We start from the raw sequence: 25,203 nt of genomic DNA, 5'->3' as shown, positions 1-25,203 counted from the left end.
GAGTCTCCATACTATGCTGCTTTGGAATCTTTGCCGTCGTGCTCTTCGGTGGTGTATAAGGCGGTATTTATGTCTCAGGCAAACCCTTCACAGCGTCATATGGGCTTTGGCGAATTTGTCATTCTCATGGCGTGGATGATCTCGATTGTTGCCATGTCAATCGATGCGATGTTACCGGCGCTGCCAGCCATGGGGCATGATCTCGGTGTTGTTAACGGCAACGATACTCAACTCATCATATCGAGCCTCTTTATTGGCTTGGCCACGGGAACGCTGATTTATGGGCCGCTGTCGGATAGTTGGGGTCGAAAACCGGTGGTCTATATTGGTTTCATTGTCTTTATTGGCGCCAGCCTGATGGCTTATCTGGCCACCGACTTCAATACCCTGTTGATCGCCCGTGTACTCCAAGGCCTGGGTGCTGCTGCCCCACGGATACTCACTATTGCGTTGGTACGCGACCAGTACGAGGGGGTTAAAATGGCTCGGGTGATGTCGTTGATTATGACCATTTTTATCTTGGTGCCGGTGGTGGCACCGAGTATTGGCCAGTTGATACTATTACTGGGCAGCTGGCGGTTAATTTTTGCGGTATATATTGCCATTGCCGTATTGGTCTGTCTGTGGTTTGCCATCAGGCTGCCGGAGACCTTGGCGGTAGAAAACCGACACCCGATGTCTCTGCCACTAATGCTGAAGCATACCGTTGAAATCCTTCGTCATCCCATTGCTTTATCGTATACCGTGGCCACGGGCCTTTTTACTGGTGCCTTCTTAGGTTATCTCAGTTCCTCGCAACAGATATTCCAAGATATCTACCAGCTCGGTGAACAGTTTCCGCTGTATTTCGCCGTACTGGCAATCTCTGTTGGTCTGGCCTCATTAACCAACGCCAAGCTGGTCATGCGTTTTGGCATGAAGGTTTTATCCCACGGCGCCATGCTGTTTATTACGTTGCTGTCGTTATGCTTCTTTGGGGTCTGCCTGTGGTTTAACGGAATCCCGCCGCTGTGGATGGCAATGGTCTATTTCTTATTCAGTTTCTTTGCCATTGGTTTGTTATTCGGCAATGTCAATGCAATTGCGATGCAGCCGCTGGGGCATATTGCTGGTATCGGGGCCGGTATCGTTGGCTCTGTGGGTACCTATATCTCGATACCAATTGGCATCGGGGTAGGGCAGAGCTTCGATGGTACTCTGACGGCCTTTGTGGCCTCGTTGGGCATTTGTTGTCTTGCGGCTCTGCTGATTGTACGTTGGGGTGAAAGCCGGCATTTGTCAGTGGCAGAAGCTGTGTAAGTAAGTGCAAATAATTTGATTTTTGAACAATATAACTTACTATATTCTGGCTATAATTGGCTTATCTAATGGGTTTAAGAGTGTTGCGTACGAAGCGACACCGTTAAGGGCTAAATAAGGGAGAGAGTAATGAGCGAAGCAACAACTATTGATGGCGTCAACTACGGGCCTTTGGCTGCTTTAGTGGGTAATTGGGCTGGTGATAAAGGGGTCGATAAGGCGCCCGAACCCGGTGACGACGAAGAGAAAAACCTCTATTACGAAACAATTACTTATGAGGCGATTGGTGATGTGACCAATGCCAAGAAGCAAACGCTGTCAGTGTTGCGTTACCATCAAGTTGTTAGTCGCAAGTCTAACGATGAGGTTTTCCACAATGAGACCGGCTATTTAATGTGGGACCCCGATACCGATACCGTCATGCAGTCGCTGTCTATTCCACGCGGTGTGGTATTATTAGCTGGCGGTAAAGTGACCGAGTATGATGCTGCCAATGTGGTGATCGATGTCACTGCCACCGCTGGCGCGCTTGACTTCGGTATATTGCAGCAGCCATTTATGGAACAAAACGCCAAGACCACGGCGTTTACCCACCATATTACCGTCGAAGGTGATAAGTTGGTGTACAGCGAGTCAACGATGCTGAGTATCTATGATAAGGAATATGATCATACCGATCGTAATCGCTTAACACGGGTGTGATAACAGACGCGTGTTGATAGAAGCCACTTAAATGTGGCTTTTTTATGTATGAAAAAAAATTGTAAAATGATGAATTAGCGATTGACCGCAGTGTCGGTCACGCAGACTATAAATTGGATGTTTCATGAAGGCATTACTCACAGGCTGGCTTACTTTTATTCTTTTGGCGATTAATACCGTTTGTTTTGTCTTGCCGCTGATGTGTGTGTCGCTGGTCAAGGTTGTCGTCCCCATTGCTCCTTTCCAGCAAGGTTGTACCGGTGTGTTGACTTGGATTGCTGAAACTTGGTCGATGGTCAATAAGGCAATCTTTGCCATGACGACGCCCACGGTGTGGGACATTCGGGGGCTGGAGAATGTCGATCAACACCGCTCATATTTGGTGTTAGCGAACCATCAGTCCTGGGTCGATATTCCGGCCTTGCTGCAAACCTTTACTCGTAAAATTCCCTTTTTTAAATTTTTTTTGAAGCGCGAGCTTATTTGGGTGCCGCTACTTGGCATGGCATGGTGGGCGCTGGATTACCCCTTTGTTCGCCGCTACAGCAAAGACTTTTTGAAGAAAAACCCTCACCTCAAGGGTAAGGATATGGAATTGACTCGTCAGGCCTGTGATAAGTTTCAAAAAATACCGGTGTCGGTGATGAACTTTGTCGAGGGCACCCGTTGTACAGAGCAAAAAAAGCTGGCCAGTCAATCCCCGTATCAGCATTTATTAAAGCCAAAATCAGGTGGCGTGGCCTTTGTGTTGTCGGCCATGGGTGGGCAGTTTAGCGCTATTCTCGATGTGACCCTGGTCTACCCCGAGGGCGACACTCCCACGTTTGTCGACTTAATGTGTGGACGCGTGGACCGAGTCATTGTCGATATCACTGAGCGTGAAATACCGGCTTGGTTGTGTGAGGGGGATTACGGTAATGACAAGCAGTTCCGGGTTCAATTTCAGCAGTGGTTGAATCAAACCTGGCAGGATAAGGATAAGCGTATCGGTGAGCTATCCTCAGAGCTTTAGTCAATGTGTTAGTGTGTGAATGAGTAAGGGAGCCTTGGCTCCTTTTTTTATATCAAAGTAAAAAAAAATAATAAAAGCATGATATACGGTTTTTTAAAAAGTCATGCAAAACAGTCGCTTATTTTTTCTTCTAGGTATTTTTACGGATAAGTTTGACAGCGCTGTCAGAAATTTGTTAAGTTTTTATGACAGCGGTGTCATTTTAAGGGCGCAATCTCGGTTGCAAAAGTGGTAGGCGACACCGCTACCTAAAACAAAAAAATCAGACAAAACAGGGGCTTGTCGTGTCTAATAAAATAAGAAGTATGGTTCGCATCGTGAACCGCCATGGATTGTTATCAAAATCAGTTGCCATGTGCGCACTCATGTCTATGACCAGTGGTGTAATGGCGCAGACAGGTGCAGAGGCTGCGGCTGAAGAATCAGGAGCCTTGGAAGAGGTTGTTGTTACCGGTATTCGCGGTGGTTTAGCCAATGCTGTGGCGACTAAGCGTAATTCAGATGCTGTTGTTGATGCGGTCAGTGCCGAAGATATCGGTAAATTCCCCGACAGCGATGTTGCAGAGGCCTTGGCACGCGTGCCAGGTATTTCTGTTAATCGCCAGTTTGGTCAAGGTCAACAGGTGTCTATTCGTGGTGCCTCTAACCAGCTAACATTGACGACGCTTAACGGACAAAACGTGGCATCTACCGGCTGGTATGATCAACAGGCCATTGACCGTAGCTTTAACTACTCATTGTTGCCGCCTGAAATGATTGCCGGTATGGATGTGTATAAATCTTCACAGGCCGATCTGGTCGAAGGTGGTATCGGTGGTACGATTAACGTTAAGACACGCAAGCCGTTAGATCTGGATGCGAATACTGTTTTCTTATCGGCAGAAGCTACTTACGGTACTATCTCTGAAGAAACAGATCCGGCAGTGTCTGGTTTGTACAGCTGGAAGAACGATGCTGAAACTTTCGGTATTTTGGCCGGTTATTCTCGCAACGATACCAACTATATTCGTCGCGGTAACGAGGCGTACACAGCGTGGAATGATTCGGTCTCGGTTAACTCATTTGAGCAGGAGCGTGAGCAGCAGGCGTTTGATCTGGCGGCTCAGTGGCGTCCAACCGATCGTATTCAGTTAGGTGCGCACTATATCAATCTTGATATGAAGGCGGATAACACCAACAACAGTTTGTTTATCTTCCGTAGCGCCGATCCGGCCAACTGTGATCAGGTGAATGCCGGTGGTCAGTGTGTGTTGGAAACAACCGATGCCGCTAACCCGAACGCCAACCCAGCCTGGGCTCAGACCTTTGCTCGTAAGGCGTCGATGACCTCGGAAACCTTCGATTTTGACTTTGCCTATGAGGGTGATAGCTTCTTGGCCACTGCTCGTGCGGGTCATACCAAAGCCGAAGGTGGTACAGATAGTACGGCTAACTATGGCGGTTTGATCGGTGATGTGTCGCAGGTATACGGTACCTATGATTCTACTGGCGACCAGATCAAGATGGACCTAGCGAACCCTAACTATACCGCTAACGATTTTGTAGACCCTGGTCTAGCATCGGCGGGCTGGGCAGCGACAAAGGGTCCAAACAGTGATGAGGAAACTTATTTCCAGGCTGACGTTGAGTTTGATGTAGAGTTTGGCCCGGTTAGTGCGATTAAGACTGGTTTGCGTTGGTCTGATCACGAGGTTGTTGCAGAGAAGCAGAATGGCGTTTTTGATAATGCTGTTGTTGCGGCGGATCCAAACTATCTGTTCAGTGGCACCTCTAAAGCCGGTATGGATGACTTCGAGATTCCTGCTGGTGATCTCAGTGCAATGATTAACGATACTGAAAACCAGGCGCGCTATGTTGATAATCGCCAGGCTTACGGTACGGTTGAAGAAGAAAACCTTGCAGCCTACGTAATGGCTACCTTCGAGATGGATCGTATCCGCGGTAACTTCGGTGTCCGTTATGTCACGACTGATGTATCTTCTGATTACTACGGTACAGACGTTAATTATGTTGATCCTGATGGCATTAACACCGGTCGCTCCTTCGATAAGAGTACTGATAGTGCCAGCTATTCTGAGTTCTTGCCAAGCTTTAACATTGCCTATGACTTGACTGAGGATACGATTCTTCGTGGTTCTGTTGCTCAGGTAATGGCGCGTCCAAACTACGATGATTTGTTTGCCCGCGAAAACTTGTCGAACCTCGGTAATACAGACGAGGATGCCGATGGTAACTACACTGCTATCCGCTCTGCGCAACTGGGTGATGTCGCTCTAGACCCATTCAAGGCGAATCAGGCTGATCTGGCCATCGAATGGTATTACGGCTCAGGTAATCTGATGTCGGCTACTTTGTTCTATAAGGATATTACTAACTTTACCACTTATACCATTACCGATGATGTTGCCATTGGCGTAACAGATCCGGTGACCGGTCTTGATAGCTGGAACGTAACGCAGAAGGTTAACGGCGACGGCGGTACGATTGCCGGTCTTGAATTACAGATTCAGCATGCCTTCGACAATGGTTTCGGTGTCTTGGCTAACTACACCTATGCCGATTCTAATGTCGACAAAGAAAACTTCGTCGATGAAGTTGGTGTGTTCTCGGATAGCTCTGAAAATACTGTGAACCTTGTTGGTTACTATGAAATGAATGATTTCTCTGCCCGTGCTGCCTATAACTGGCGCTCAGAGTATATGATTCGTGAAAGTGGCTTCTACGGCAACCGTATGCACGATGACTTCGGCACCCTGGATCTTAGCTTCGGCTATCAGGTCACTGAAAATATCGGTATTACCTTCGATGCGGTCAACGTATTGGAAGAGGACAGTGTTCAAACCGGTGTCTCGCCTAACAGCGCTGCTGTAGAGCCTGAGTTTAAGAACAACTATCCGACTTGGACCTACCAAGGCGAAGCGTATTACACCATGGGTGTTAACGCTCGCTTCTAAAGGCTTACGCAGTCGAGGAGGAGTACCGTCTTCCTCGATTGTGTTTGACGCCAGGTTGGTATAACTGGCAAGTCCGCCCTCGGGTGGACTCTAAACTTCAGTGTTTTCTCCAACACCCCTTGGCGGGTAGTGATTTCTCTCGTTGTACTCAATCTTATCGCTGTGGTTTCCCCCGCCTTTTTTTATTCAAAAAAACACAATGACAGCGTTGTCATTTGTTTGCTTAGTCCCTATAATGAAAATCACTAAACGATAAATAAGTGGTTATAGAGATGGTATTGACTGAGGGATTGATAATGGCTGAACAGCCCTTTGATAATAATAAGACGCTATTTCTTGGTATCGATGGCGGCGGCAGCAAGTGTCGCGCACGTATTTTAACCGCCGATAACCAAATGCTAGGCGAAGGTGTTTCAGGCCCGGCAAACCCTGTTCATGGCTTCGACCAAACAGTTTACTCTATTCAAGATGCCACACTAAAGGCTCTGGCCGCTGCACACCTGAAACCAGAGATGATGGGTGAGTTGGTAGCCGGTGTCGGTTTGGCCGGCGTTAATGTCCCCTCGTATTACGACATGATGAGCAACTGGGCCCATCCATTCAAAGCCATGCACCTAACCACTGATCTTCATATTGCTTGCTTGGGTGCGCATAACGGTCAAGATGGGGCAGTGATTATTGTCGGCACCGGCTCCTGTGGCTTTGTCTCGGTCAACGATGAAAACTCGATGTACGGCGGCCATGGTTTCCCCTATGGCGATAAAGGCAGCGGTGCTTGGATTGGCTTGCAGGCGATTAAATCGGTTCTTTTAGCGCATGACCGCCTCGGCCCGCAAACCTTGCTGACCGATTTGGTTGACGAATTTTATGGCCTTAACGGCAAGATTATCTCGCTGGTAGAGATGGCGGCGGCCAAGCCATCATCGGTTTATGCCAAGTTGGCACCGGCGGTGTTTAATGCTGCCGATGCTGGTGACCCTGTTGCTCGCGCCATTATTGAAGACGGTGTCGCTTATATCGATGCCCTGGCCAAGCGTTTACTGGAAAAAAATCCGCAGTCCTTGGCCTTGATCGGCGGTGTGGCTGAAAAAATAAGACCACTGTTGTCTGCCGATGTGCAGGATAAGATAGTTGATCCTGCTGCTCAGCCAGAATTTGGCGGTGTTTATTTCGCGAAAAAAGAAGCGGAAATTTGTCACAATCGTATATCATAATATTGACTCAGCGAATTTTTTTACGATGAAAACACACAGACGAGGTAAGGCCGAAAAATCGCCAGTTCAGCACGTTAGTCAGTTGATAGTGACTCTTATGTTTGCGATGTTGCTGGTGTATTTACCGACCAAGACAATAGCGATGACTCACTCAAATAATACATTGATACCGGCACCATCAACCATCACTCTCGGCGATGGTTTTTTTCATTTCAACAGTCAGACAGCCTTGGTGGCGAATACCGATGTACTGGCGGTGCTGCCGCAGGAAGTACGAGAGTGGCTGCTGGTTAAGCATGGCTTACTGCTGCGCCAAAGTCAGCACGATGCAGTCAGCGATAACATGATTGCCGTGGCCATCGATCAATCGATGGCGGCAGAGGCCTACAGTATCCGTGTCAATGAATCCGGTGCTTATATCAAGGCGTCGACAGCGGCAGGCTTTTATTACGCCTATCAGAGTCTGCGCCAATTGTCGGTAAACAGCTCGGAACAGACTGTCGCCGTGCCGTTTCTTTCCCTTACCGATCAGCCCCGTTACCGCTGGCGCGGCATGATGCTGGATGTCAGTCGCCATTTCTATGATGTTGAATTTATAAAACGTTATTTGGATTTATTGGCGCTGCACAAGATGAACGTATTTCACTGGCACCTAACCGATGATCAGGGCTGGCGAATTGAAATAAAGGCTTACCCTAAGCTGACCAGTATCGGTGGCTTTCGTGACCAAACCGTTGTTGGTCACACCTCTGACCGCAATCCTCACTACGATGGCATCCCCCACGGCGGCTTTTATACCCAGCAGCAAATTCGAGACGTTGTGGCCTATGCTGAGCAAAAAAATATTATGGTGGTGCCGGAGATAGATCTGCCGGGCCATACCTCTGCGCTGCTCGAGGCATACCCGGAGTTTGGTTGCCTCAAGAAAGATTATAAGGTGCAGACACGCTTTGGTATTTTTGTTGATGTGCTGTGCCCGACAGAGGCAACCATGGCCATGGTCGATACTATTGTGGAAGAGGTTGCCGGCTTGTTTCCCGGTGAATATCTACATATTGGCGGTGACGAAGTAAAAACCGATCACTGGCGAGATTGCCCGGCTTGTCAGCAGTTAATGCAGGATGAAAAATTAGCAAACCTACGGCAGATTCAGGGTTATTTTGTTAAGCGAATAGCTATTACAGCGGCAAAGTACGATAAAAAAATTATCGGTTGGGATGAAGTGTTAGAAGGCGATGTTGATCGTTCTACCACTATTATGTCCTGGCAGGGCATGGCCGGAGGCATCACTGCAGCCAAGGCGGGGCACGATGTGATCATGACCCCGGTCAGCCATGTCTACTTTGATTTTTATCAGTCGACCTCTCTCGATACCCCGCAGGCAATTCACGGCTATACCCCACTGAGCAAGGTCTATCAGTTTGATCTGACACCGGCCGAGCTCACTGACGAAGAGGCGAGCTTTATCCTCGGCGGTCAGGGTAATGTCTGGACAGAATATTTACCCACTGAAGAGGCTGTTGAACTGGCGGTACTGCCGCGGATGACGGCCTTGGCTGAGGCAATGTGGAGCCAGGCAGAGAACAAGTCATGGGATGATTTTAGTCGTCGGCTGCCACGATTTTTGCAGCGTTTAGAGAACCGAAAATATCATATTTCACAGGCTCGATTTAAGCCGGCTGCCAGCATGCAGGCTAATATGGACGGCACGATTACCCTGTCGTTATCGATCGATAGCCCGCATCATGATATCTACTATTGGACGGATGACTCAGGCTTTAAACGTTATCAGCAACCAATTACCGTATCAGAGAAGACAACGCTACATGCCACCGGTGTCGATAAAAACGCTCGTCACCCGGAAGAGGCCAAGCACTATGGTCATGAGATCATTACCGTAGAACCGCACAAGGCGATGTTAAAACCGGTCAGCTATTTACATAACCCTGAGGTAACAGGCAACCCACTAGAGGGTCAGTTGCTGGTCAATGGTATGCTGTCGACAGATCGCATTTTTCAGTATCACGAGTGGGGCGGCTTTGATAGCAAGGGTATGGACGCAGTCATCGATCTTGGACAGTCAACACTGATATCAACAGCGCGGCTAGGCTTCGATGCGGGGTCGCATCGCAGACTTTATAAACCAACAAATATTGAAATATTAATTTCTGATGATCAGCAGCAGTGGCAGTCGATAGCCGTGCTCGACCAGGCGGAAATCGATGCGCTGGATAAGGTCGCAACCTTATCATGGGATGCTTTGAAAACACGTTATATTCGTGTGCGGGCAGAGAACGACAATATCGATTTCAGTGCTGAAGATAAGCGTGAGATCCCGATGACCATCCATATAGATGAAATCGTGGTTCACTGATTCAGTCTTGCGTTACAAAAAAATACACGTATTCAATACACAGCAAACAATAATAAAGTGGTCAAATTATGAAGCTGGCAACAATTGATTTAGTCATCATCGGGGTGTTTTTGTTAATCACCGTAGGCGTGGGTCTGTGGTTATCAAAGCTCGCCACCCGCAATATGCAAAGTTATTTTTTAGCGGGCAATGATATTCCTTGGTACTACCTCGGCTTGTCTAACGCTTCAGGTATGTTTGATGTTTCTGGTACTATGATTGCCGTAGCCTGGCTGTTTGTTTACGGCATTAAAAGTGCTTGGATACCGTGGTTATGGCCGGTGTGGAATCAGATATTTATGATGGTCTTCCTGGCTATTTGGATGCGCCGATCGAATGTGCTCACTGGTGCCGAATGGATAACCTTCCGTTTTGGAGATGGCCTGGGTGGTAAGATTTCGCACATCGCCACGGTCGTCTTTGCCATCGTTATTGTGATTGCATTTATGGCTTACTTTGTCGAGGGTATTGGCAAATTTTCAACAGAGTTTCTGCCCTGGGACTTATCGGTAACCATCGCCGGTTTTACCCTCAGTAACGAAGATAGTTATGCGCTTATTATTATCGCACTGACAACGCTGTATACCCTCAAGGGTGGTTTTTATAGTGTCGTTGGCACCGAAGTTATTCAATTCTTAATCATGACAGTAGCCTGTCTTATTGTCGGCTTTATCGCCTTTTTCTCTACCAGCGCCGACCAGATTCAAGCGGCGGTACCACTGGGCTGGGATAGCCTATGGTTTGGCTGGGAAATCGGTCTCGACTGGAGTGATAAACTGCCGGCGGCCGATCAGCGTATCAGTGATGATGGCTATGAAATGTTCGGTTTTTTGTTCATGTTGATGCTTTTTAAAGGGGTATTTGCCAGCCTCGCCGGCCCCGTTCCTAGCTATGATATGCAGCGTATATTAGGTACTAAATCGCCCAGTGAGGCGGCTAAGATGTTTGGCCTAACTCCAATGGTACTGTCTTTCCCACGCTATTTTATGATTGCCGGTATTACGGTGTTGGCCTTGGTATATATGGATGCCGACCAATTGGTGATGTCCGATGGCCGACTCGATTTTGAACGAGTACTTCCCTTTGCCATCAGTGAATATGTCGGCCCAGGCTTCAAGGGCTTGTTGTTGGCTGGTTTGTTAGCAGCCTTTATGTCGACCTTCGCCGCCTTTATTAACGCCGGCTCTGCCTATGTAGTGAACGATATCTATCGTAAATATATTAATGATGCGGCGCCGGATAAGCGCTATGTGCGTTTGAGCTACTACGTCACCGGTGCCCTTGTGCTGATCGGTATTGCCTTTGGCCTGGTTGGTGGCAATATTCAGGCACGTACTGACTGGATTGTTGGTCTGCTCTATGGCAGTTACGTCGCCTCAAACGTCTTTAAGTGGATCTGGTGGCGCTTTAATGGCTATGGTTTCTTCTTCGGTATGGCCTCTGGCATGCTGGGTGTTGCCTTGATGCCAGGGTTGATGTCAGCCTTAGACCTCGAGTTACTGGCCATCGAACAATTCCCCATTCTATTCGCCTTCGCTTTAATCGGGTCATTATTAGGCTGTTTATTAACCGCACCCGACGATGAAGAGGTGTTGAAAAACTTCTATAAGCAGACGCGCCCCTGGGGTTTCTGGGGGCCAATCCATGACAAGGTGATAGCCGAAGATCCAAGCTTCAAAAAGAACAATGATTTCGGTCGCGATATGTTTAACATATTTGTTGGTATTGCCTGGCAGATGACGCTGGTCGTTATTCCTATGTTCCTCGTCATCCGCAGTTACAGCAGCCTAACTATCAGTATCGCCGTCTTTGCTTTCTGTACGTTGTTGTTGAAAAAGTTCTGGTGGGATCGCTTAGAAGACTAAGAAAAAAGGCGAAAGAATGATAATAATCGATTGGTTAATCGTGGCGGCGGTGTTGGTTGTCATATTGTTTGGCGGTTTTTATGCTGCCAAGAAAAACAGTGATGATAAAGAGGGCTTTTTCCTTGCCGGTCGCAATATGCCCTGGTGGTTGTTAGGGCTGTCGATGGTGGCAACAACCTTTGCAGCCGATACGCCTAACTTGGTCACCGGCCTGGTAAGGCAGTACGGTATTGCCGGTAACTGGCTGTGGTGGAGCTTTCTAATCACCGGTCTGTTAACCACGTTCATCTACGCCAAGTTATGGCGGCGCTTAGGTGTGGTGACCGATGTTGAGTTTTATGAGGTGCGCTATTCCGGTAAAATCGCAAAGTTACTGCGGGGTTTTAGGGCAATCTACCTCGGTGTCTTCTTCAATGTGATGATTATGGCCAGTGTCACGCTGGCCGCGATTAAGATCGGCACGGTGTTGCTTGGGGTCGATGCCATTGTTGTGGTGGTTATCGCTGGCTTATTTGCGGTTGTGTTCTCAACCGTTGGTGGCTTTTTGGCGGTACTCTTAACCGATGCACTGCTGTTTTTTCTCGCCATGGCTGGGGCGATGATTGCTGCATACTTTGCCGTCAATCATCCGCAGGTAGGGGGGCTTCAGGCATTGGTCAGCGCCCCTGAACTCAGTGAAAAATGGCATTTTTTACCGGATTTTAGCGACCCTAATCAGTATGTGCCACTGCTATTAATTCCCTTGGTTTTGCAGTGGTGGAGTGTCTGGTACCCCGGATCCGAGCCTGGCGGCGGTGGTTATATTGCCCAACGCATGCTGGCGGCCAAAAATGAACGTCATGCGGTGGCTGCCTCGGCATTTTTCAATTTATGCCATTATGCCGTCAGACCCTGGCCTTGGATTTTGGTGGCGATGGCATCGTTATTGGTCTTTCCTGACCTGGAGAGTTTAAGGGTGGCCTTCCCCCATGTGCCGGAGCATTTGGTGCAGCAGGATTTAGCGTACTCAGCCATGCTGTCCTTCTTGCCTGCCGGTATTCTAGGGCTGGTAGTCGCTTCTATTGTTGCCGCTTATATATCCACAATATCAACCAGTTTAAACTGGGGGGCATCCTATGTGGTGAATGACTTCTACCTACGTTTTGTCAACCCTGAGGCGAATAGCCACCGGCAGGTTCTGATCGGCCGAATCAGTAGTGTGTTGCTGATGATTGCCGCCGGCATTATTGCGTTGTTTTTAGAGAGCGCAATGCAGGCCTTTCAAATACTATTGTCTATCGGTGCAGGTACCGGTCTGTTATTTATGATGCGCTGGTTTTGGTTGCGTATTAATGCCTACAGCGAATTAGCAGCGATGATCGCCTCGTTTGTGATTACCATGATTCTACAGTTTGGTCCTTTTGAGGCGCTGCTGGATTGGCAGAAATTATTATTAACCGTGGCTTTTTCCACTGCTATTTGGGTGTTGGTGACGCTGTTAACTCCAGCCTGTGAACCGCAGTGTTTGGCAAGCTTTCAAACCAAAATAAACTCCAAGAAACCTGAGATTCAACACGGACTCATGATGACTTTGCTGTCGTTGTTGTTTATTTACGGTGTACTTTTCACCACCGGCTATCTGCTGATGGGTTTATATACTATGGCTGCGCTGATCATGGTGGTCGCCGTTGCCCTGCCGGGTTTCATCATGTTTTTCAAAAGAACTTAAATAGAGAAAGTTATGCGTTACCTTTCAATTGATATCATGCGGGGCATGACGGTTGTCGCCATGATCTTGGTGAACACCCCGGGCTCTTGGCAATATATCTATCCGCCATTGGCTCATGCCGAATGGCATGGTTATACGCCTACAGATTTAATATTTCCGTTTTTTCTATTTATTGTCGGCTCTGCCATGAGCCTGTCACTGGGTCGAGATCGTAGTGCTTACCCGGTAAAATTTCAGCGCTTAAGCAGTCGCAGTCTTAAAATATTTTTTCTCGGTTTGGCGTTGCATTTCTATGCAGCTAATTTCAGTTGGGAAAACCTGCGGCTGATGGGAGTGTTACAGCGTATTGGTATCGCCTACTTTATCGCTGGGTTGATAGTGCTCAGTTGTCGGCGGCGCCAGCGTGTACTGATCAGTATTGTTATATTGGCTGTATATACACTGTTACTATTCTCTGTCGACGAGCCCTTTGGTCTGGCCGCCAATGTTGTCGGCGTGATTGATCGCCAGTTGCTCGGCGCTGCTCATATGTGGTCCATCGATGGTATTGCCTTCGACCCAGAGGGTTTGTTAAGTACCATTCCCTGTGTGGTCACGGTGTTGCTGGGGTATGAGGCGACGGCTTATCTCAGTGCCGAAAAAAACCGTCAACAAGCGGTAAAGACATTAACAATGGCTGCGCTTGGGCTGATGCTGGCAGGGTATGTACTTAGCCTGTGGTTACCGATCAATAAAAGCCTGTGGACAGCAAGCTATGTCCTGGTAACAGGCGCTTGGGCGGTGCTGGTCTTGGCGGTTTTAGTGCTTATTGTCGATATTTATGGCAAGCAGGCCTGGGGGCGTTGCTTTGTCTGGTTTGGCGCCAACGCGTTAATTTTGTATGTGGTTTCGTGGGCCTGGACGGCGACTTATTATAAGTTCAGTATTGCCGGTCAGCCAGCCTATGACTTTATCTATCAAGCTTTCGTAACACCGATAGGCGATGTTTATCTGGCGTCACTGGCATTCGCCGTCGCACATATTCTGCTGTTTTCACTGCTGGCTTGGCAGCTTTATCGGAAAAAAATCTTTATCAAGGTTTAGTCGTGTCACCCTTGTAGGGCTGTATTCTCGCAGCCTTTGGGTGCTACTTTTTCGCTTTTTTGACTCTCTCTTTCAGGCTCTCTTGTCGTGCCACTAACTGGCTGACAATGGTTGGTCGAGCCAACTTTTCTTGATGATACAGATTGCGGATCGCGCGAAGCAGCGAGTTATGATTGTGGTAAAACTTCTTTTTCTTCGGGTTTTCAAAATGGATGTAGGCAAAATCCTGGCAGTGTGTTGCCTCGGCAATAGCCAGTAGCTCTGCCGTGGTTAGCAGTTTGGAGAGGCGTATAAAGTCGACGCCAAAGTGTTGTATCACCTGCATAAAATACCCCTGTAATCATTAAGTGCAGATTATGACGCGACTGGACTGTAGAAGCAAAGCGGATAAAAAAAGGGGTGGCTGGTAGTTACCCAGCCACCCTAAACGAGAAACACTGTCGTGGGATGGAATTTTTCACTGATTAATCGATGCGGCTGGCTTCTACCCATACGCTGTCGAGGTTGAGCTGTTGGTCGAGCACGACAAATGATGCCTTATAGCCCTGCGCCAGAAAACCATAGTGGTGGTCGACGCCGAGACATTGAGCCGGGTAAGTACTGGCCATGCGAATGGCTTCCTGCCAATCGACATCGAGCCATTTAACGGTGTTGTTGACCGCCGAAATCATATCGAGATCAGAGCCGGCCAAGGTGTCCGCCGCAGTGGCACAGCGGCCGTTTTTGGCGACAATCTCTTCACCGTTGAGCACAAAGCGTTTGTCCTCGGCGCCCACTGTTGGCATGGCATCAGTCACCAGCACCATTTTACCCGTTGCTTTGGCGGCAATGGCCACCTTTAAGCTGGCGTTATCAACATGATAGCCGTCGACAATAATACCGCACCAGCTATGAGTATCTTCGAGAGCCGCCCCGACTACGCCGGGCTCGCGGCTTAGCATCGGTGTCATGGCATTAAATAAATGCGTAAAGCCTTTTAAGCCATTATTTAAAGCGACTTTAGTCTGTTGATAACTCGCGCCCGTGTGGCCAGCAAAGACGAGAACACCGTTATTGCTGAGCTGTTTGACTATCTCAGGCTGCGATTGTTCTGGTGCCATGGTGACCAGAGTTGCGCCCGTCTTCAGTGCGCTTAGCATCGGTACGAAATCATTTTCCAGGGCAGAAAAATACTCAGGGTTGTGCACACCTTTACGCTCTGGGTTTAAAAACGGCCCTTCTAAATGCACGCCTAAAACACCAGGGATTTTCTCTGCAATGGCCTCGTCGGTGGCGGTAATCGCCGCCTGTATTTTCTCATGACTATCGCTGATCAGAGTCGGTAGCATGGCGACGGTGCCGAAGCGTTGATGGGCCTTAACAATGGCCTCAATGCCGTCGGCGTTGGTCTGGTCATTAAACAGCACGCCGCCGCCCCCGTTTACCTGGATATCGATAAACCCCGGCGCCAAAGTCTTGCCGGCGCAGTCGATAATCTCGCCATCGTAAGAGTGGCAGGGCGATTCCGGTGAAACATCGGTAATCGTATCGCCATCGGTATACAGGGTATAGCCAGAAAGAACTTCTTCGCCGGTGAAAATATCACCGTTGATAAAGGCTTTGCTCATTACATGGTCTCCGTAACCTTGTTAAGGTGAGGAGGTTGATCGGGGTTGTAACCACGCAGTACAGACAGTTTATTAACCAGCTTGTAGAAACTTTGTACCAGTAAAATAGGCTCGATAGCGGGGTGGTAATCACCGACGACCGGCAGGCGCCAAGGAGCAGCCTCGCCCTTGGCGGCAATGTGCAGCTTGCTGCCACGGCTGAGAAAGTCTTCAACCAGGTCGTGCATGCCCGATTGGGTTTCATCTTCCTGTGACATCATGAGTACTGGAAACCCTTCTTTTACGATAGCCATGGGTCCGTGCTTAACTTCTGCGGAGCTGAAAGACTCGGCGTGTAGGCCACAGGTCTCTTTGAACTTGAGCGCGGCTTCCTGTGCGATGCCGTAACCAAAACCGCGGCTGATGACGAACAGGTTGTTAGCATCTTGCAGGCTGGGTAGAGCGGGTGTCCAATCGAGAGCCCAGGCTTTTTCGAGCTGAGTTGGCAGCTCTAAAAGGTGATCTTGCAGTGCCTGATTACCCGACCAGACAGAGGCCAAATGCATAATGGCGCTGAGGGTGGCGATATAGGTTTTAGTCGCGGCAACACTTAATTCGGGGCCGGCGTGCAGTGGAATGAGAATATCGGCCTTCTGAGCCAGTGGTGAGTCTGCAACGTTGACCATGGCCATAATAGTGGCGCCATTGGCGCGTGCCTGGTCGACATTGTGGAGCAGATCAGGGCTGGCACCGGATTGTGAAATAGCAAGATAGAGCACGCCCTCAAGCTTTTGCTTGGAGCCATAGACCGAGCTGATCGATGGTGAGGCAGATGAGGTGAGAATACCCAGCTGCGACTCAAAGACATACTTACCATAAGTAGCGGCGTGATCGGAGCTGCCGCGGGCGCAGGTGACAATGGCGCGGGGTTGCAGTTGATTTAGTTTTTCTACTGCGGCTTCAATAACGGCTTGGTTGTTGGCTAATTGACCGCGAACAACATCGGCTGCAGAAGCGGCCTCTTTAAACATGAGGGTGTCTTCTGCCTGTAGTGCAGTATTACCGTTTGCGTTGACATTGCTTGCTGACATAACAATAACTTCCATAGAGCCAAAATATTGCAAAGAAAGTATAGCTTCACTGTCATTACGTTTTCTGAAGCCATACCATTAAAAATGATAGCGCTGTCATTTTGGTGTATTTTGTCAGGCTTGTAAAGCGTAAGGGGGAAATTATTGTGCGCTAGGGTGCTGGAATTGTAAGGGCAGCAGCGTTTTAACGCTGCATTAAAGCTTGCTAAAAGACAGTGGCTGTAGTTGCAGCGGAGAATGCAAGGCTATGCCATCTGCTGGCAGGTTGAGTCTCGAACCACTATTTTTGGTTCGAAGGATTGGCTGGCCTCGATATTATCATCATCGGCAGCCCGCTTGCTGCGAAGCTGTTTAATTAGCATGGCAGTGGCATGTTGAGCAATTTCATTATTGGGCTGTTGTGCCGTGGTCAGCTTGGGCCAGGTTTGACGAGAGAACGGGCTGTCTTCGAAGCCGGCAATTGATAACTGCTCGGGGACTTCTACCCCCATCAGGCGGGCGGCAAATAATGCGCCGGCTGCAATTTCATCATTACAGGCAAAAATGGCCGTCGGTTTGTGGCTGCCTGCGAGTAATTTTTTGGCGCCATCGACACCGGATTCAAACGAGTAATTGCCGGTGATAACAAAATCTTTTTGATAGTGGATGGCGGCATTTTTGAGGGCGGATTTATAGCCTTTAAAGCGCTCGTTTGTCGATTTGTGATCCTTGTCACCGGAAATAAAAGCAATGTCTTTATGCCCCAGCTTGATCATATGCTCGGTGATCGAGTTTGCAGCCTCGGCATCGTTGATTGAGATGTGGGGGATATGGCCATGAGTCTTGGCCTTGCCAGAAATAATACGGACTAACTGGATATCGAGTTTTTCCAAGGCGGTGATGACATCGGCGGACTCGGAAAACGGCGGTGTTAATACTAAGCCGGCAACTCTTGACGCTCTAACCATTTCGGTCAGTTCATCAATAATGGTGGCTGAATGTGCATTACAGGGGTGGATGATTAAGTCGTAGCCATTGCTCTTGCACTCATCCAAAATGCCGTTTTGCATGTCGATAACATAATAGGCGTTGGGGTTGTCGTAAATAAAGCCAATAGAGTATGACTTGGTGCCGGCGAGATTTCTGGCGGCTAAGTTAGGCTGGTAATGCAGCTCTTTGGCGGCAGACCACACCTTGTCGGCGGTTGTTTTTCGGACAGTAGGTTCGCGATTAATTACGCGAGAGACGGTTTTGATCGATACCCCAGCCAGGGCCGCTACATCATTGATGGTAGCCTTCATAAGATTCCTTTATCTACTGTCATTTGCCGTTGTCATCTTGCCGTCTAGCACGCCGGCAATCTCCTGCCATAATAGCAGGGTCTCTATAAACCGATCAAATTAACATACAGCCGGAGCTTAACCTAAGCTTTGGTTATAAAAATAGCGACAAATGATTTAAAACCCCGAATTACTCAATTGACAGCGTTGTCATTTTTGATTATTGTTAGGGTTAATCGCATCAAAAGCGGTTATTCAATTGGCTTTGGCGTTTTTATTCGTCGAGTCGATTGGCTGTTTGGACGCTGCGATCGATATAAAAACAACACCGAGGCGAAGATGACTAGTCCCACCCAATTACCCAGCTGGAAGGCGCTTGAGAAACAGGCCCAAAAGGCCAGCGATGTTTCAATTTCATCCCTGTTTGAAGACGATAAGCAGCGTTTTGAAAAATACGCAATCGAACTGCCTTATATGATGGTCGATTACTCAAAAAATAGAATTGACGAAGATGTGAAGGCGCTGTTAATAAAGTTGGCTGAAGAATCTGACTTGGTTAAGTGGCGTAGTCGGTTTTTTAATGCCGAACCTATTAATAAAACCGAGCAGCGTCCAGTGCTACACATGGCGCTGCGTGGCAGTGTCGACGAATCGCTAAACATCGATGATGAGAATGTTAGCGAACTGGTGAATACAGAGTTGGCGGCGGTGAAAAATTTCGTTCGTCAGGTACGCTCCGGTGAGTGGCGAGGCTATACCGGTAAGTGGATAACAGATGTTGTCACCCTCGGTGTCGGCGGCTCCAACCTTGGCCCACAAATGGTCAGTGAGGCGTTAAGAGGCTACAGCGATAACCGGCTCAACGTGCACTATGTATCCAATGCCGACGGCGTGCAAATTAACAATGTATTAACGACGCTCAACCCGCACACGACACTTTTTATTGTCTCTTCCAAGACCTTTACCACCGCAGAAACCATGCGTAACGCCAATACTGCTAAGCGCTGGTTAGAGCAGAGCGGCGCCAGTCAAGGAGACATCAAGAATCACTTTGTGGCGGTGACAGCTAATTTACAAAAGGCGACTGAATTCGGTATTGGCGCCGATAATATCTTTAGCATGTGGGATTGGGTTGGCGGACGTTTCTCGCTGTGGTCATCTATCGGCTTACCTATTGCGTTAGAGCTTGGCTTTGAAGTTTTTGCGCAGTTGCTAGAGGGGGCTAATATGATGGACAAGCATTTTATCTCTCAGCCCTTCGAAAAGAATGCACCGGTGATGTTGGCGCTGGTTGGTATTTGGAATAGCACTTTTTTAGGTCGCGGCAGTCATGCTATTTTGCCCTACGACCAATCACTGCATATGCTGCCTGCCTACTTACAACAGGCAGAGATGGAAAGTAACGGCAAGTCTGTTCGCTGGAGCGGTGCCAAGGTAGATTACTCGACCTGTCCGATCTTATGGGGGCAGCTAGGTATTAATGGTCAACATGCTTTTTACCAATTACTGCATCAAGGTACACAAGTGGTGCCGGCTGACTTTATTGGTTCTGTTGAAAGTGTCGATCCGGTTGATGGTCATCACGACTTGTTAATGGCTAACTTCTTTGCCCAGACCCAAGCGTTGATGCAGGGCGTTGATGAAGAGCAGGTGGCTGCCCAACTGCGTGCCGGCGGCACCGACGAGAGCAGAATATCTGAACTGGTAACCCATAAAGTTCATCAGGGTAACCGTCCATCGAACACCATTTTGCTGGATAAGATTACACCGCAGTCTGTTGGCGCCTTAATCGCTATGTATGAACACAAGATTTTTGTGCAGGGTATTATTTGGCAGGTTTGCTCATTTGATCAGTGGGGTGTCGAGCTTGGCAAAATGTTGGCCAAGGGCATCGAACAGGAGCTGCATAATAATACTGAAAATAAACAGCATGATAGCTCGACTAAGAACTTGATCGATCGCTATAAAACAGTCAAGAGTAGAAGCCGCAAGAAATAGCTTGTGCCGGCGGCAGAAATGCTGCCCATTACGTGCTATAGAATAAATAGTATAGACATTTTAAACGTTAAGTCTGATGGTGTTCACTGGCCGATGGTCGGGGCTATTCAGACAGAGTAGGTTGCAGATGATTAACACCACAGTAGCAAAAGTAACAGCCCGTATTGCCCAGCGCAGCGAAGATAGCCGTGGCCGCTATGAGGATAAAGTTAAGACGGCCAGGCACAGCGGTGTCACGCGTAATCGACTTTCCTGTGGAAACTTAGCACATGGTTTTGCTGCCTGTGGTGATGATCAAAAACAATTGCTGGCTGCCAATGGCGCGGCCAATATCGGTATCATCTCCGCGTACAATGATATGTTATCAGCGCATCAGCCATATTTTGATTACCCCGCGCAAATTAAGCGCGTCGCCGCCGAAGCCGGTGCCAGTTGCCAATTCGCCGGCGGTGTGCCGGCAATGTGTGATGGCGTTACTCAGGGGCGCGATGGTATGGAGTTATCTCTGCTTAGCCGGGAGGTGGTGGCAATGTCGACAGCGATCGCCTTGTCGCATGATATGTTTGATGGCGCCATGATGCTGGGTATTTGCGACAAAATTGTTCCGGGTTTGTTAATCGGTGCACTTTCCTTTGGTCATCTACCGGCTATCTTTGTGCCGGCCGGGCCGATGGGCTCGGGTATTCCAAATGCTGAAAAGGCGAAGGTTAGGCAGCAGTTTGCCAAGGGCGAGGTCAGCAAAGAGAGAATGTTAGAGGTCGAAAGCGCGTCTTACCATTCTGCCGGTACCTGTACTTTCTATGGCACAGCCAACAGTAATCAAATGCTAATGGAGATCATGGGGCTGCAATTGCCAGGCAGTTCTTTCGTCTCGCCAATGTCTGAGCTGCGTCCGGAATTGACTGATTACGCCACCCAACAACTACTGCGTAATATCGATAACAAGGCGGTACCGCTGGCACAGATTGTCGATTGTAAGAATATCGTCAACGGCTTAATTGGCCTGTTAGCCACCGGCGGCTCAACCAATCATCTTATTCATATGGTCGCGATGGCTGCAGCCGCAGGCTTTATTATCGACTGGCAAGATATTGCTGAGTTGTCCGCAGTGGTGCCGCTACTATGCCGTATCTATCCTAATGGCCAAGCCGATATTAATCACTTTCATCAAGCTGGTGGTATGGCCTTTTTGATTCGTGAGTTAATCGATGCCGGTTTGCTGCACGACGATGTTTATACTGTCTGCGGCGAACAGGGTATGGACCGATATCGTCAAATACCAGCCTTGGACAAGGTGTTGGTATGGCAGGATTGTCCAACTGACAGTGGCGATAAGCAAGTGCTTACCACTGTTGCCGAACCGTTCGCCACCACCGGCGGCTTGAAACTGTTGCAGGGTAATATTGGTCGCAGTGTGATAAAGCTGTCGGCGGTTGTCGAACAACACCGTTTTGTGCGAGCACCGGCCAAGATCTTTGAATCTCAAAAAGCGTTAAAGAATGCCTTTGATCAAGGTTTGTTAAATACAGATTTTATTGCCGTCGTCCGTTATCAGGGACCGAAGGCCAATGGTATGCCGGAATTGCACCAATTAATGACCGTTCTCGGTGCCTTGCAAGATGCGGGTCACAAAGTCGCGTTGATTACCGACGGGCGCATGTCGGGAGCCTCGGGCAAGGTGCCTGCGGCCATGCATATGGTGCCGGAGGCACTGGCCGGCGGTATCATCAGCAAAATTGCAGAGGGCGATATGATTACCCTCGACGGCGAAAACGGCAGCCTGACCGTCGATGTCAGCGAGCAGGTATTGGCGGCCAGAACAGTCATTGTGCCCGATATATCAGCGAATAATAATGGTATGGGCCGAGAACTGTTTGCGCCGATGAGAGAGTTAATGAACAGCGCCGAAGAGGGTGCAACTCTGTTTCGCTGGTAGCCCCTTGTAGGCAAATAATATAAACCGCATGTGTAAAACGCCAATCGAAAAATAAATCATAGATTGGCGAAGACTCTACTAATAGTGATGTGACTTATGGCGACAACAACAGTTTTTGATATCGTACTTTTCGGCGGCTGTGGCGATTTATCGCTGCGCAAACTGATGCCTGCGCTCTATCGCGGCTACGCCGAAGGCAGCTTTGATAGCAATAGCCGAATCATACCGACCTGCCGCGATGCCGAGACTGCGGCGGGGTATGCCGAGATATTGGCAAAGTCTCTACAGCAATTCTTGTCTTCGGATGAGTATGACAGCGCTGTTGCTGATAGCTTTATGCAATTGGTCATGCCCTGTGCTCTGGATATCACCACTGTTGATGAACGTTGGAAATCATTACACAAGTTGTTCAGTAAAGATGCCGAGCAGTCACGTATTTTTTACATGGCTGTACCGCCTGCTATTTTTGGTATTACCTGCGAAAATCTCAGCCAGCAAAAAATGATTAACGGCCAGAGCAGAATCGTGGTTGAAAAACCAATCGGCTATGATGGTGTCACCGCATCGGCAATCAATGATGAAATTGCCCGCTACTTTGATGAGAAAAGTATTTTTCGTATCGATCACTACCTGGGTAAGGAGACGGTGCAAAATTTAATGGCTCTGCGCTTTACCAATGTTATTTTCGAGCAATTATGGGATGCCAAATCGATTGACCATGTACAGATTAGTATTTCAGAAACTGTAGGCTTAGAGGGGCGTGCCGGATTTTATGATAATGCCGGTGCGCTCCGTGACATGGTGCAAAACCATTTGCTGCAACTGCTGTGTTTGGTTGCCATGGAGTCACCAAACAAGCTCGATGCGAATAGTATCCGGGCAGAAAAACTGAAGGTGTTAGAAGCCTTGCGGCCGCTCACCGGCGCCGATGTTGACGACTACACGGTTCGTGGTCAATACGTCGCCGGTGAATTCAATGGCGATCTTGTGCCCGGCTATCTAGAGGAATTGGGCAAGCCGAGTAGTAACACTGAAACCTTTGTCGCCATCAAAGCGCACATTGATAACTGGCGTTGGTCGAAGGTGCCGTTTTACCTCTCAACAGGCAAACGAATGAAGGCGCGCAGTGCAAAAATCGTTATCCAGTTTAAAGAGGTTTCACACCGGGTTTATGACGGCAGTGTTGGCCAGATGACGCCCAACCAGCTGATTATAAAGTTGCAGCCCGGTGAGAGTATTCAGCTCAGCCTGATGACCAAGGATTTAACCTGCTTAGAGACCAAGCTTAAGCCGGTTAGCCTGAATTTGAATTTTTCTGATACCTACGATAATTTTAAATCCGATGCCTATAAGCGCTTAATTTTGGATGTGGCGGCGAATAATCCCGCGTTGTTTATCCACCGTGACGAGGTGGATTGTGCCTGGCGCTGGATAGATCCGATTATTGAGCAGTGGCAGCAATCGGCTCACACACCGGATTTATACCGTGCTGGTTCTTGGGGGCCGAGTGCTGCTAAAACGTTAATCGAGCAAGATGACCGTTACTGGTTTAATGGAGAATCTGACCAATGATTATTGAACATTTTTTTACTGATCGAGAGCAATTATTCGCGCAACTCGGTCAGCATTGTCTTAAGGCGATTAGTCAGAGCGTGGATTCGACTAAATCGGCAACGGTGTATTTGTCAGGGGGCAGTACACCGGCGCCGCTTTACGAGATTCTGGCTAACTCGCCGCTTAATTTCGCCGATGTTAACTGGGCGATGGTCGACGAACGCTGGGTAGATTACGACAGCAGTGGCAGTAATCACCGCTTTATCGACAGTTGTTTCTCTTCCGCAGATGGTTTTTCCCTGCTGCCGATGACGAATGAGGCGACAACCCCTGCGCTGGGTTTAAATATGCTGGAGCGTCGCTACAGTCAGCTGCCTAAGCAATCGACGCTGTGTATTCTGGGTATGGGCGGGGACGGTCATACCGCTTCGTTTTTTCCCCATGCAGAGGGTTTGGCAGCGGCATTGCTGGCGGACAATCATCATCGGGTGGCGGCAATTACCGCAGTGGAGTCAGCGGTTACCGGCCGTTATGTCGAGCGAGCGACGCTGACGTTGAGTAATATCTTGGCCAGCGATAATATTATTTTATTGATTACCGGCGAGGAAAAATTCAACGTCTTCCAGCAGGCGCTGTCATCGAATGATATCTACTCGACGCCAGTTACCGCGGTGCTGAAGCAACATCAAAAAGATATTCACGTCTATTGGTCACCCTAGCTTATAAGGCTAGCTTTGCCACGCTGTTGTACAGTGTGGCTTTTTTATTATTGGCTTTTGTGAATAAATAACACAGGGGCATTTAAATTGAATAATTGTATTTGGAGAGTGATATGCAGACAGGCCTGGCAGATGTATTGAAGATTAGCCCTGTTATTCCCGTGTTGGTCATCGAGAGTGTAGAGGATGCCGTACCACTGGCACAGGCACTCAGTGACGGTGGTTTAAAGGTCTTAGAAGTAACATTGCGTACCGAGGCGGCACTGGCGTCGATTAAGGCAATGCGTGATGCGTGCCCCGATTTAATCATCGGTGCGGGGACTATATTAACTGCAGAGCACTATCGTTTAGCGGTGGAAGCCGGCAGTCAGTTTATCGTCAGCCCCGGATGTTGTGAACAATTGCTGGCGGCAGCGGCGCAGTATGACGTACCGTTTTTACCCGGTGCCAGCACATTATCTGAAATGATGGCGCTCTATAACGTAGGCTATCAGGTGTTGAAATTTTTTCCTGCCGAATTAAACGGCGGTGCCCCGTTTTTGAAAACCGTTTCGGCGGTGATGCCACAGCTGACATTCTGTCCCACAGGTGGCATTAGTACGGCTAATGCCGGCGATTATTTGTCGTTGCCCAACGTCGCTTGTATTGGCGGATCGTGGATGGCATCGGCCAAATCTATCAGTGCAAAAGATTGGTCGACGATCAGTCAGCAGAGTGAAGAGGCCGCTGCGCTTTTGGCGTAATGACTGATCGCGTTTTAATGGTGTAACGCCACAGCCAACGGCGGCGGCACCAATAATTTTCGTACAG

The 25,203-nt window shown here is 48.7% G+C and carries 18 protein-coding genes; 14 read left to right on the top strand and 4 right to left on the bottom strand.

Going from position 1 to position 25,203, the window contains the following annotated elements; genetic code table 11:
- Positions 1 to 69: 69 nt before the first annotated feature.
- The 9 genes from L9P87_RS05125 to L9P87_RS05085 all read left to right on the top strand — a co-directional run bounded on the left by L9P87_RS05125 (position 70) and on the right by L9P87_RS05085 (position 14,250).
- Positions 70 to 1,299 (top strand): multidrug effflux MFS transporter, encoded by a 1,230-nt coding sequence (locus L9P87_RS05125; protein WP_237443595.1) that lies wholly within the window; start codon positions 70 to 72, stop codon positions 1,297 to 1,299.
- 129 nt (positions 1,300 to 1,428) lie between these two features.
- A complete protein-coding gene (locus L9P87_RS05120) occupies positions 1,429 to 2,001 on the top strand; it encodes a heme-binding beta-barrel domain-containing protein (protein ID WP_237443594.1) in 573 nt (190 codons plus the stop codon).
- A gap of 124 nt (positions 2,002 to 2,125) precedes the next feature.
- Positions 2,126 to 3,013 carry a 1-acylglycerol-3-phosphate O-acyltransferase, YihG family gene (yihG, locus tag L9P87_RS05115; protein ID WP_237443593.1) on the top strand — a complete coding sequence of 296 codons (888 nt, stop codon included), beginning with the start codon at positions 2,126 to 2,128 and terminating at the stop codon, positions 3,011 to 3,013.
- 365 nt (positions 3,014 to 3,378) lie between these two features.
- Positions 3,379 to 5,967 carry a TonB-dependent receptor gene (locus L9P87_RS05110; protein WP_237443592.1) on the top strand — a complete coding sequence of 863 codons (2,589 nt, stop codon included), beginning with the start codon at positions 3,379 to 3,381 and terminating at the stop codon, positions 5,965 to 5,967.
- A 296-nt stretch (positions 5,968 to 6,263) separates the two neighbouring features.
- Positions 6,264 to 7,181, top strand: coding sequence for an N-acetylglucosamine kinase (nagK, locus tag L9P87_RS05105; protein WP_237443591.1), 918 nt, complete (start codon positions 6,264 to 6,266; stop codon positions 7,179 to 7,181).
- 25 nt (positions 7,182 to 7,206) lie between these two features.
- Positions 7,207 to 9,555 (top strand): beta-N-acetylhexosaminidase, encoded by a 2,349-nt coding sequence (locus L9P87_RS05100; protein ID WP_237443590.1) that lies wholly within the window; start codon positions 7,207 to 7,209, stop codon positions 9,553 to 9,555.
- A 68-nt stretch (positions 9,556 to 9,623) separates the two neighbouring features.
- Positions 9,624 to 11,459: a sodium:solute symporter family protein gene (locus tag L9P87_RS05095; protein WP_237443589.1), complete on the top strand. Its 1,836-nt coding sequence runs from the start codon at positions 9,624 to 9,626 to the stop codon at positions 11,457 to 11,459.
- A gap of 16 nt (positions 11,460 to 11,475) precedes the next feature.
- A complete protein-coding gene (locus L9P87_RS05090; RefSeq protein WP_237443588.1) occupies positions 11,476 to 13,167 on the top strand; it encodes a sodium:solute symporter family protein in 1,692 nt (563 codons plus the stop codon).
- A 12-nt stretch (positions 13,168 to 13,179) separates the two neighbouring features.
- Positions 13,180 to 14,250 (top strand): acyltransferase family protein, encoded by a 1,071-nt coding sequence (locus L9P87_RS05085; protein ID WP_237443587.1) that lies wholly within the window; start codon positions 13,180 to 13,182, stop codon positions 14,248 to 14,250.
- A 43-nt stretch (positions 14,251 to 14,293) separates the two neighbouring features.
- Here L9P87_RS05085 and L9P87_RS05080 read toward each other — a convergent pair whose 3' ends face one another.
- The 4 genes from L9P87_RS05080 to L9P87_RS05065 all read right to left on the bottom strand — a co-directional run bounded on the left by L9P87_RS05080 (position 14,294) and on the right by L9P87_RS05065 (position 18,207).
- Positions 14,294 to 14,575: a hypothetical protein gene (locus L9P87_RS05080; RefSeq protein WP_237443586.1), complete on the bottom strand. Its 282-nt coding sequence runs from the start codon at positions 14,573 to 14,575 to the stop codon at positions 14,294 to 14,296.
- A gap of 139 nt (positions 14,576 to 14,714) precedes the next feature.
- Positions 14,715 to 15,857 (bottom strand): N-acetylglucosamine-6-phosphate deacetylase, encoded by a 1,143-nt coding sequence (gene nagA, locus L9P87_RS05075; protein WP_237443585.1) that lies wholly within the window; start codon positions 15,855 to 15,857, stop codon positions 14,715 to 14,717.
- A complete protein-coding gene (locus L9P87_RS05070; protein WP_237443584.1) occupies positions 15,857 to 16,927 on the bottom strand; it encodes an SIS domain-containing protein in 1,071 nt (356 codons plus the stop codon). The genes nagA and L9P87_RS05070 overlap by 1 nt, the downstream gene beginning before the upstream one ends.
- Before the next feature lie 245 nt (positions 16,928 to 17,172).
- Positions 17,173 to 18,207: a LacI family DNA-binding transcriptional regulator gene (locus tag L9P87_RS05065; RefSeq protein WP_237443583.1), complete on the bottom strand. Its 1,035-nt coding sequence runs from the start codon at positions 18,205 to 18,207 to the stop codon at positions 17,173 to 17,175.
- Positions 18,208 to 18,525: 318 nt separating this feature from the next.
- On the opposite strand from L9P87_RS05065, the gene pgi reads away from it, so the two are divergent.
- From pgi to eda, 5 genes are all read left to right on the top strand, one after another.
- Positions 18,526 to 20,184: a glucose-6-phosphate isomerase gene (gene pgi / locus L9P87_RS05060; RefSeq protein ID WP_237443582.1), complete on the top strand. Its 1,659-nt coding sequence runs from the start codon at positions 18,526 to 18,528 to the stop codon at positions 20,182 to 20,184.
- A 127-nt stretch (positions 20,185 to 20,311) separates the two neighbouring features.
- A complete protein-coding gene (edd, locus tag L9P87_RS05055) occupies positions 20,312 to 22,120 on the top strand; it encodes a phosphogluconate dehydratase (RefSeq protein WP_237443581.1) in 1,809 nt (602 codons plus the stop codon).
- A gap of 96 nt (positions 22,121 to 22,216) precedes the next feature.
- Positions 22,217 to 23,692, top strand: coding sequence for a glucose-6-phosphate dehydrogenase (gene zwf, locus L9P87_RS05050; RefSeq protein WP_237443580.1), 1,476 nt, complete (start codon positions 22,217 to 22,219; stop codon positions 23,690 to 23,692).
- The gene (locus tag L9P87_RS05045; RefSeq protein WP_237443579.1) at positions 23,689 to 24,393 is read left to right on the top strand and encodes a 6-phosphogluconolactonase; all 705 of its coding nucleotides are present in this window, start codon (positions 23,689 to 23,691) and stop codon (positions 24,391 to 24,393) included. Before zwf ends, L9P87_RS05045 begins: the two co-directional genes overlap by 4 nt.
- A 113-nt stretch (positions 24,394 to 24,506) precedes the next feature.
- Positions 24,507 to 25,136 carry a bifunctional 4-hydroxy-2-oxoglutarate aldolase/2-dehydro-3-deoxy-phosphogluconate aldolase gene (gene eda, locus L9P87_RS05040; RefSeq protein WP_237443578.1) on the top strand — a complete coding sequence of 210 codons (630 nt, stop codon included), beginning with the start codon at positions 24,507 to 24,509 and terminating at the stop codon, positions 25,134 to 25,136.
- The last annotated feature ends 67 nt before the right edge of the window (positions 25,137 to 25,203 follow it).

Origin of the sequence: Sinobacterium norvegicum, assembly GCF_923077115.1 — a bacterium.
GTDB lineage: Bacteria > Pseudomonadota > Gammaproteobacteria > Pseudomonadales > Sinobacteriaceae > Sinobacterium > Sinobacterium norvegicum.
The sequence above is the reverse complement of the archived record's forward strand: the minus strand, read 5'-3'. Positions and strand labels throughout refer to the sequence as shown.

Bases quoted from the DNA above. Each gene is read 5' to 3' on its own strand.
- pgi (WP_237443582.1), top strand. From the start codon at position 18,526: ATGACTAGTCCCACCCAATTACCCAGCTGGAAGGCGCTTGAGAAACAG.
- nagA (WP_237443585.1), bottom strand. From the start codon at position 15,857: ATGAGCAAAGCCTTTATCAACGGTGATATTTTCACCGGCGAAGAAGTT.
- L9P87_RS05110 (WP_237443592.1), top strand. From the start codon at position 3,379: ATGTCTATGACCAGTGGTGTAATGGCGCAGACAGGTGCAGAGGCTGCG.
- L9P87_RS05045 (WP_237443579.1), top strand. From the start codon at position 23,689: ATGATTATTGAACATTTTTTTACTGATCGAGAGCAATTATTCGCGCAA.
- L9P87_RS05085 (WP_237443587.1), top strand. From the start codon at position 13,180: ATGCGTTACCTTTCAATTGATATCATGCGGGGCATGACGGTTGTCGCC.
- L9P87_RS05080 (WP_237443586.1), bottom strand. From the start codon at position 14,575: ATGCAGGTGATACAACACTTTGGCGTCGACTTTATACGCCTCTCCAAA.
- L9P87_RS05120 (WP_237443594.1), top strand. From the start codon at position 1,429: ATGAGCGAAGCAACAACTATTGATGGCGTCAACTACGGGCCTTTGGCT.
- nagK (WP_237443591.1), top strand. From the start codon at position 6,264: ATGGCTGAACAGCCCTTTGATAATAATAAGACGCTATTTCTTGGTATC.
- L9P87_RS05090 (WP_237443588.1), top strand. From the start codon at position 11,476: ATGATAATAATCGATTGGTTAATCGTGGCGGCGGTGTTGGTTGTCATA.
- L9P87_RS05095 (WP_237443589.1), top strand. From the start codon at position 9,624: ATGAAGCTGGCAACAATTGATTTAGTCATCATCGGGGTGTTTTTGTTA.
- yihG (WP_237443593.1), top strand. From the start codon at position 2,126: ATGAAGGCATTACTCACAGGCTGGCTTACTTTTATTCTTTTGGCGATT.
- L9P87_RS05100 (WP_237443590.1), top strand. From the start codon at position 7,207: ATGAAAACACACAGACGAGGTAAGGCCGAAAAATCGCCAGTTCAGCAC.
- L9P87_RS05065 (WP_237443583.1), bottom strand. From the start codon at position 18,207: ATGAAGGCTACCATCAATGATGTAGCGGCCCTGGCTGGGGTATCGATC.
- L9P87_RS05125 (WP_237443595.1), top strand. From the start codon at position 70: ATGTCTCAGGCAAACCCTTCACAGCGTCATATGGGCTTTGGCGAATTT.
- zwf (WP_237443580.1), top strand. From the start codon at position 22,217: ATGGCGACAACAACAGTTTTTGATATCGTACTTTTCGGCGGCTGTGGC.
- L9P87_RS05070 (WP_237443584.1), bottom strand. From the start codon at position 16,927: ATGTCAGCAAGCAATGTCAACGCAAACGGTAATACTGCACTACAGGCA.
- eda (WP_237443578.1), top strand. From the start codon at position 24,507: ATGCAGACAGGCCTGGCAGATGTATTGAAGATTAGCCCTGTTATTCCC.
- edd (WP_237443581.1), top strand. From the start codon at position 20,312: ATGATTAACACCACAGTAGCAAAAGTAACAGCCCGTATTGCCCAGCGC.